Source organism: Candidatus Nitrosopumilus salarius BD31 (genome assembly GCF_000242875.2).
In the GTDB taxonomy this organism is placed as follows: domain Archaea; phylum Thermoproteota; class Nitrososphaeria; order Nitrososphaerales; family Nitrosopumilaceae; genus Nitrosopumilus; species Nitrosopumilus salarius.
Genome location: NZ_AEXL02000096.1, coordinates 1 through 7,276, shown reverse-complemented (window position 1 = coordinate 7,276; position 7,276 = coordinate 1). Strand labels below are relative to the sequence as shown.

At 33.0% G+C, this 7,276-nt stretch carries 11 protein-coding genes and 1 tRNA gene; 11 read left to right on the top strand and 1 reads right to left on the bottom strand.

The genetic code is table 11. The features are described from left to right. Window positions 1-142 precede the first annotated feature (142 nt). The 6 genes from rlmN to BD31_RS05515 are packed head-to-tail and all read left to right on the top strand — an operon-like array spanning window position 143 to window position 3,682. A complete protein-coding gene (rlmN, locus tag BD31_RS05540) occupies window positions 143-1,198 on the top strand; it encodes a dual-specificity RNA methyltransferase RlmN (protein WP_008299682.1) in 1,056 nt (351 codons plus the stop codon). A gap of 57 nt (window positions 1,199-1,255) precedes the next feature. Next, a complete protein-coding gene (locus BD31_RS05535) occupies window positions 1,256-1,555 on the top strand; it encodes a 50S ribosomal protein L21e (RefSeq protein WP_008299671.1) in 300 nt (99 codons plus the stop codon). Window position 1,556: 1 nt separating this feature from the next. Next, window positions 1,557-1,883 (top strand): RNA polymerase Rpb4, encoded by a 327-nt coding sequence (locus BD31_RS05530; protein ID WP_008299680.1) that lies wholly within the window; start codon window positions 1,557-1,559, stop codon window positions 1,881-1,883. Between the two features lie 20 nt (window positions 1,884-1,903). Continuing rightward, window positions 1,904-2,470: a DUF655 domain-containing protein gene (locus tag BD31_RS05525; RefSeq protein WP_008299675.1), complete on the top strand. Its 567-nt coding sequence runs from the start codon at window positions 1,904-1,906 to the stop codon at window positions 2,468-2,470. After that, window positions 2,467-3,174 carry a ribosomal RNA small subunit methyltransferase A gene (locus BD31_RS05520; protein ID WP_008299660.1) on the top strand — a complete coding sequence of 236 codons (708 nt, stop codon included), beginning with the start codon at window positions 2,467-2,469 and terminating at the stop codon, window positions 3,172-3,174. Before BD31_RS05525 ends, BD31_RS05520 begins: the two co-directional genes overlap by 4 nt. Beyond that, window positions 3,149-3,682: a HemK2/MTQ2 family protein methyltransferase gene (locus BD31_RS05515; protein WP_008299683.1), complete on the top strand. Its 534-nt coding sequence runs from the start codon at window positions 3,149-3,151 to the stop codon at window positions 3,680-3,682. The genes BD31_RS05520 and BD31_RS05515 overlap by 26 nt, the downstream gene beginning before the upstream one ends. On the opposite strand, the gene BD31_RS05510 is transcribed toward BD31_RS05515, so the two are convergent. Beyond that, entirely contained in the window at window positions 3,683-4,714 is a 1,032-nt protein-coding gene (locus tag BD31_RS05510; protein ID WP_008299673.1) for an isocitrate/isopropylmalate dehydrogenase family protein, read from the bottom strand. Between the two features lie 99 nt (window positions 4,715-4,813). Between BD31_RS05510 and BD31_RS05505 the strand changes: the two genes are divergently transcribed. From BD31_RS05505 to BD31_RS10325, 5 genes are all read left to right on the top strand, one after another. Further along, window positions 4,814-5,560: a metallophosphoesterase family protein gene (locus BD31_RS05505; RefSeq protein WP_008299662.1), complete on the top strand. Its 747-nt coding sequence runs from the start codon at window positions 4,814-4,816 to the stop codon at window positions 5,558-5,560. A gap of 121 nt (window positions 5,561-5,681) precedes the next feature. Continuing rightward, window positions 5,682-6,524 (top strand): hypothetical protein, encoded by an 843-nt coding sequence (locus BD31_RS05500; RefSeq protein WP_008299665.1) that lies wholly within the window; start codon window positions 5,682-5,684, stop codon window positions 6,522-6,524. 92 nt (window positions 6,525-6,616) lie between these two features. After that, window positions 6,617-6,703, top strand: a tRNA-Ser gene (locus BD31_RS05495). A gap of 36 nt (window positions 6,704-6,739) precedes the next feature. Then, window positions 6,740-6,901 (top strand): hypothetical protein, encoded by a 162-nt coding sequence (locus tag BD31_RS10330; RefSeq protein ID WP_008299668.1) that lies wholly within the window; start codon window positions 6,740-6,742, stop codon window positions 6,899-6,901. Between the two features lie 73 nt (window positions 6,902-6,974). Further along, window positions 6,975-7,145: a hypothetical protein gene (locus tag BD31_RS10325; RefSeq protein WP_008299658.1), complete on the top strand. Its 171-nt coding sequence runs from the start codon at window positions 6,975-6,977 to the stop codon at window positions 7,143-7,145. Window positions 7,146-7,276 lie beyond the last annotated feature (131 nt).

The following is a 7,276-nucleotide window of genomic DNA, read 5'->3' as shown; positions in this document are numbered from 1 at the left end:
AGAATCTACAATAGATGTCGAATCAGATGATTTCGAACCAATAGAAGAATAAACTCTTCTTTTTCATCTTTTATTTTTTATAATTTTTTATTTTTTACATTATTGATTAAATTATAATATGATTTGAGACTAACACTATATCATGACAGATCTTTATAGATTGCTTCCAGAAGAGATGGAGCAACTGGTGATTGATATGGGTTATCCTAGATATCGAGCAGATCAAATTCTATTGCCTTTGTATTATAAATTCCCAAAAGATATCTCTGAGATTAAACAACTCCCTAAACAAATGAGAGAAGAACTAATTGCAGCTGGTTATACGATAGGTTCAGCAAAAGAAATTCATCAAGTTGTAAGTGAAGATGGCGATACTACGAAACTATTGCTTAAACTCACCAATGATAGTTCTGTAGAAGCGGTTCTGATGCAATATGATCCGTCCAAAATTGGTGGTCATCCAAGATCCACCATTTGCGTTTCTACTCAAATTGGTTGTGCAATGGGATGTGTATTTTGTGCAACAGGACAAATGGGATTTGAAACCAATCTTAAAGCTGAACATATTGTATCACAAGTAATTCATTTTGCAGAACTTTTACAAAAACGAGGAGAACATGTAACAAACTTGGTTTTCATGGGGATGGGTGAACCTATGGCAAACTATGATGAAATGATCCGTGCTGTAAGAATTTTAACACATGATAGAGGATTTGGATTGGGTCAACGACACATCACTATTTCTACAATTGGAATAAGATCTGGAATAGAAAAACTAGCTGATGAAAATTTGCAGATTGGTCTTGCAATCTCACTTCATGCTCCAAATAATGAATTACGTAAAAAATTGGTACCTACAGCAATTCCTAACTCTGTTGAAGATATTATTGAATCTGGGAGATACTATTTCAAGAAAACTGGAAGACGTGTGACATTTGAGTATGCGCTCATGGCTGGGATCAATGATTCTCCAGAAATTGCACAAGAATTAGCTAGACTTTTGAAAGGTAATGGCTCTCATGTGAATTTGATTCCTATCAATCCAACTGCTGGTGATTTTAAGCGTCCAACAGAAAAGAATATTCGTGAATTTGAACAAATCTTATCTAATGCTGGTGTAAATTGTACAGTTCGTGTAGAAAAAGGAACAGAGATCTCTGCTGCTTGTGGTCAGCTTAGAACTGATATTATCGGCTAATTTTCTTAAAATCATGTTCTAAGTCTTAAAATAGGGCTTTCAAAGATTTCACTTTAAATGGCAACTAAGAAATCTCATGGTCGTTCACATGGATTTAAACACAAATCCAGATCTGTAATGAAGAAACAGTCTCCAAGAGGGGTTTCATTTCTATTACGTGAATACCAAGAAGGTCAACAAGCACTTGTCATTATTGATCCTAGACAGCACAAAGGATTACCACATAGAAGATACCACGGAAAAGTAGGTGTCATTACAAGTGTTGGTAGACGTGCTATCACACTTGATGTGAAATTAGGCGATAAATCGAAAACCTTAATCACTAGATTGGATCACATAAAACCATTCGGTGTATAATATGGAAGAAGTAAAAAAGAAACAAGCTATTTCTCTTTCAGAAGTTAAAGAAATTTTAGGAAAAGTTGATCCTGAAGATATGGACCAAATTCAACGATGGACATATGACTATGTTTCAAAATTTGTATCAATTGATTCTAAAGATGCAAAAGAAATGAAAAAACAACTCGTTAAAGAATGTGAATTAACAGAAGATGAGGCTGTTGAAATAGTAAACATTAGACCAACAAGTTTAGCTGAATTACGTTCGTTCACATTCGGATGGAAAAAACTAATTCTTGCTGAAACCCTAGAAAAAATGCTCAAGATTATCAAGGAGCACTCGTAAACTTTTAGGAGCATTTTATTTTGTATCGGGCACAACCCCCACCTAGAAAGTATGAGGAATACGCATACGTTTTGGATTTTAATTCTAGAGGAAAATCATCTACTGTTCGTGGAAGAGAAGGGATTATTGTAACTGCAATTGGAGAAGATCGTCTTACTCTTTTAGAAATTCTTGGAATTCCAAATACTACATTTGAAATAGGTGAGAAAATCTACATTGGAAAAGATGGACGAACTAAAGTTCTATCTGTTTTGGGAAAAATGGAATATGATAAAATTTCTTCATCTGCACAAAGTGAATTACCAACAGTAGTGCAAACTATTGTAACTGCAAACGAATCAAAATTTGTAGAATATCTAAACAATGCGAGACCTTTAACTCCAAGAATACACGCACTTGAGTTAATTCCAGGAATCGGAAAAACCTACATGAAAACAATGTTGGAAGAAAGAGAGAAGAAAAAATTTGAAAGCTATCAGGATTTACAAGATAGAGTGGGATTCAAAGATCCAGTAAAACACATTTCAGAACGAATTATGGATGAAATTACTGGTGAAAGTAGAATGAACCTCTTTGTAAAGAGATGATAAAACGAAAACAACTTGGACAACACTTCCTCAACTCAAGTTCAATAGCTAAATCCATTATTCTTGATGCTAAAATCTCAAAAAATGATATTGTATATGAGGTGGGAACTGGGTTGGGAATCTTAACTCCCTTACTATGTGAGAAAGCCCAGAAAGTAATCTCAATTGATCTGGATGAAAATCTTGTTAGGGACGCAAAAATCAAATTCTCTAACCTTGAAAACCTTGTCTTAAAATCTGGAGATGGATTTAAGAACACAGATTCCTTCACTATTTTTGTATCTAATTTACCTTATTCAAAAAGCAAGGATGCCATAGAATGGCTTTCACAGACTCCTTTTTCTCATGGGGTAATTATGGTTCAAAAAGAATTTGCAGATAAATTACTAGCAAAATCATCCAAAAACAGAAAGGCGATAAGCATCATTGCAACACATGCATTTGAAATTACTATGTTGTCTAAGGTAGGAAAAAATAATTTCTCGCCTCCTCCAAAAGTTGACTCTGTACTTTTAAAAATTGTTAAAAAAAATGATCTGAAGAAAGACCTAATTCTTACAATTCACAAAATTTTTTCGTATAGGCGAAAAACTATCAAAAATATACTTAAACAATTCCATATAGAAACTGTAATAGATAAACGAGTAGATGATCTAACTGGGGATGAAATAATTGCCATTGCAAACCAAATCTTGGAAAAATGATGAGTACCCTCCATCTGAGGATACTTTTTTCATAGTAGATTACATTGAACATGAAAAAGGAAACTTTGCTTTAGACATTGGAAGTGGTTCTGGATATTTAACAAAATTACTTTCTGAAAATTTTTCTCTAGTAGTTGGAACTGACATAAATTTTGAAGTGCTAAAAAACCAAACTTACAAAACAACAAACCTTGTTTGTTGTAATGGTTCAGATGCATTAAAAATTAAATTTGATTTCATTGTTTGTAATTTACCTTATCTTGCTACTGATGAAATTTTGGATATTGCAACAGATGGTGGTTCTGAAGGATTTGAAATACCTAAAAAAATATTTGACTCACTAATTCATAATCTAGAAAAAAATGGCAAGTTTGTTTTCATTACTTCCTCATTATCTAACTATCAAAAATTAATTGATTATGCTCAAAAATTAGGCTTGAAAACCCGAATCATGGCAAAAAAGAAGCTTTTCTTTGAAGAATTAATTTTGGTTGAAGCTATCAACTAATTATTTTCGCAGTTTTTCTTTAGCATGAGTAATTATCGCATCAGTCATTTGAGTTGTTGACGCATTACCGCCGATATCCCATGTTACTGTCTTTCCTTCATTGATTACTTGATCAGTTGCAGAAAATATTGCATCTCTAATTTCAGTTTCACCTAGATACTGTGCCATCCAAGCACCTGACAGAACTGTAGCAGTAGGGTTTACCTTGTTTTGCCCTGCAAATTGAGGTGCACTTCCGTGTGCCGCTTCAAACATTGCAAAATTATCCCCCATGTTTGCAGAATAAATTAGTCCAATAGATCCTACTAATCCCGAAGCTAACTCTGAAATAATGTCCATGAACAAATTAGTACTAACTAGAACTGCTCCGTTAAATTGTTCTGGTGCTACAACCATCTGTTGCGCCATATTGTCAATGTAGATCTCTGATAATTCCACATCCGTTCCTTCAACTGCTTTTTGGGCTGAGCTCCAAAAAATACCATCTGTCTGTTTTAAGATATTTCTTTTTGTAATTGCAACCATTTTTTTCATATTGTATTCTTTTGCCCATTTCATTGCAGAGTTTAGGAATCTATCGCAACCCTGTCTTGTGATTTTTCTAATTGCAATTGCAGAATCTTCTGTAATCTGAGCTTCAATCCCTGTGTACAATCCTTCTGTGGCTTCTCTGAAACATACACAATCAAGTTTTCTATTTGGTGTTAATCTGTCATAAGTTTTAGTTGGTCTAATGTTAGAGTATAATTCAAATTTTTGACGAAGAGTAACTGCTACGCTTCTGGGAGCTCCTGGAACTGGTATTGTAGTTGTAGGACCCTTAAAACAAGCATCAGACTCTTCTAAAATCTTCATTGTTGCATCTGGAATGTATGATTTATCTTTCCTTCCGTTTTTATCCCATTGTTCTGAGCCTGCTTCACATAGAATAATTTCTGATTGAATGTTGCATTCTTTCAAAACTTTAAGCATTGAATCTACAACTTCAGGTCCTATACCATCCCCTTTCATTACTGCTGCTTTTTTACTCAAAACTGCAAGCAGTTGATGGGTTAATTATTTAATTCTACCTTGTTTCAAAACATTTCACATAGTGATGATTTAATAAGTAATTTGACAAATTAAACTCAAATGCAGATAGTTCAGATCTCTGATCTTCATGTTGGTTCTCAGTTTTTACAAGAAAAATTTGATATCTTGGTTGACGAAATTAATAAACTAAATCCTGATGTAATTGTAATAACTGGTGATCTTACTAACGAGGGACTAATGCATGAATATGAACAATGTAAATCATTGTTAACCAAATTTACGACAAAAAAAATTATCGCTATTAGTGGAAATCATGATTATAGAAACACTGGTTATTTGTTGTTCAAAAAATTTTTCCCTTTTGAAGCAATTAATGAGTTAGGTGATGATGTTGTTTTAGTTACAGTTGGAACTGCAAGACCTGACAGAAATGAGGGTGAAGTTGGATATAGACAAAATTTATGGCTTGAGAGAACGATGAAAAAGTACAAAGACAGAGTAAAGATAGTTGCAATGCATCATCACCTAATTGCAATTCCAGATACTGGTTCTGATCAACTCACTGTTGTTGATGCCGGTGACGTGTTGAGAGCTGTTTTGGATTCACATGTTGATGTAGTCTTATGTGGACACAAACATAGGCCCTGGGCTTGGAATTTTAAAACACTTACTGTTGTAAATGCCGGAACTGCAACATCTGAAAGAGTACGTGGATATTTTGAAAATACGTACAACATTCTTACCATAGCTGACAAAAAAGTGCAAGTTGATCTCAAAATTGTGGGTGGAAAGAGATTGCCTATTGATGAAATTGTTAATAATTACAGCCAATTTGGAGATGAATGACTTTATTTGCTATATGTACAGATTTCTAAAAAAACACCAAATACTGTGACTATTTGATTTTCCTCCTTCCTCAATACTCTCAATTAAACAAAATTATACTGTAGAAATTAATTAAAATACTGTGAATGTTAAAATCATCATTTCTGTAATTCTTGTAGTTGTAGCCGGACTGATCATTTTCCAATTTCTTTCATCTCAATCTCAAAATGATTCTGTCACTTCATATGAAATGGAGAGATTAGACATAAAATCCCTTTTTGATGTTTATGGGATAAATAATGAATATACTATGAAAGATGGTAAAAGATCATGGACAAATATGAAATTTGAATTAAATCCGGAAAGTGATGAACTTTATAATGAACTTAGATATGATTCAAACAAAAAAACTGTTGTAATTTATCCGATTTTAACTGAATCTGCGTATTATGATGAACATGGATATTATTCGTACTATAAAGAAGAATGTGATGAAACATGTTTAACAGTACAAATTCATAGTGGTGATAATCAATCTCTTTTTAATTCCAGTGGAATAGGATTTCAGATATTAAAATTACTTGGATATGAAACACTTTCAGATATTGATGTCGATAAAAACCCTAAAATCCTAGATAAGTATGATAAAGTAATTCTTTTACATAATGAATATGTCACAAAAAAAGAATTTGATGCTATAACTAACCATCCTAAAGTAATTTACTTATATCCAAATGCACTTTATGCCGAAGTGAAAATTGACTATTGGAGTAATTCTGTATCCCTAGTAAAAGGTCATGGTTATCCTGAAAAATCAATTGGAAATGGATTTGATTGGAAATTTGATAATTCTAAATTAGAATATGATTCTGATTGTACAAGCATGGAATTTTATAGCATTGAAAATGGATTCATGTTGAACTGCTATCCTGAACTTGTTATTCACAAAAATCAATATTTGCTTAAAACCATCAAAGAATTATAATTCTTGTACAGAAATCAATCTATTTGAATCACTTCTGAACTAAAATGAAAAAAAGTTTGACTTATTTACAGATTAATTCTAGGCATCCTTATGCGGGGATCGCCTAGCTTGGTAGGGCGTGGGATTGCTAATCCCATGTCAGCAATGACTCGTGGGTTCAAATCCCTCTCCCCGCGCCATTAAAACTTAATAGACCGATTTAGGAAGTTTTTTCAATGGGACGAAGAAAAACTCAGAAAATTATTCGCACTGGTCCTAAAAATGCAACCACCGGAATGTGCCCTCTTTGTAAAACGATTGGTAAAGTATTCCTCTTAGGCCCTCCAGGAGAAGAAAGAGGAAAATGCGAAAAATGTCGCCAAGAGTTTGAATTATAGTTCAAAAAGCTAACCTGTCCATCAAAATTTTTACCCATAACTTTTTAAGACAAATTTTTCTTGATAGATAATTATGAGTTCAGAAGCTGAAACCATCTATGAAAGAGTTGCGAAACTTGAAGATGAAATTGCATTACTCAGAAGTGAAGTAGATATTCTCAAAAGAGCATTGAGAAATAAAATTGCTCGTCATGAAATATCCATGATAAAAAAAGGAACTGACGTAGATTCTATCATTGATTAATTTTTTGTCTTTATACTTCTAATCAATTCTAAAATAAAATCCACATCTTCTGCATTTGGATTTATTTCTAAATACTTATTCAAATATTTTAATGCAATTTCAGAATTTAGTAATCGTTCTTCTAAAATTCC